The 566-nt window shown below is 67.7% G+C and carries 1 protein-coding gene; it reads left to right on the forward strand.

Annotated elements, in window-relative coordinates:
* Positions 1-566: GLUG motif-containing protein (locus C6366_RS19810; protein ID WP_199221574.1), on the forward strand; the 566-nt coding region annotated here is incomplete at both ends.

Below are 566 nucleotides of genomic sequence, written 5' to 3' on the forward strand. Positions count from 1 at the left end.
CAGCTCCTTTGCGGACGCGGCCGTGACCGGCCAACGGGTTGCCGGCAGCTCGGACTACACCGGCGGGCTGGTCGGACGCATCCAGGGGGACAGCACCATTGCCGGGGCCGTGCTGACGGGTCAGAACGTCACCGGCGGGAACTTCACGGGCGGTTTGGCGGGCGAGTCTACGGGCAGCGCCGTGCAGCGGGTCGTGCTGAGCGGAGGCCAGATTGCCGGGGGTACGAACGTCGGCGGATTGTTCGGCATGTTCAGCGGCGGTCAGCTGCACCTGGCCTCGGCCGATGCGACGGTCCAAAGCAGTGGAGACCAGACCGGCGGACTAGCCGGTCAGGTGGTCAACTTAGCGGACCTGCGCCAAGTTTACAGCACCGGCAGTGTCTCCGGCTCATACTCCACCGGAGGACTGGCCGGATTTGTTGGCGGAGGGTCGGTCATTGCCGACGGCTACAGCCGGGCCGCGGTGAGCGGTGGTCAACGAGCCGGCGGCTTCGCTGGCCAGCTCAACGCCAGCACCATCTCACGTTGCTACAGCACCGGTGCGGTGAACGGTTGGTCCGCCGTAG

This window comes from Desulfonatronum sp. SC1 (genome assembly GCF_003046795.1).
GTDB lineage: Bacteria > Desulfobacterota > Desulfovibrionia > Desulfovibrionales > Desulfonatronaceae > Desulfonatronum.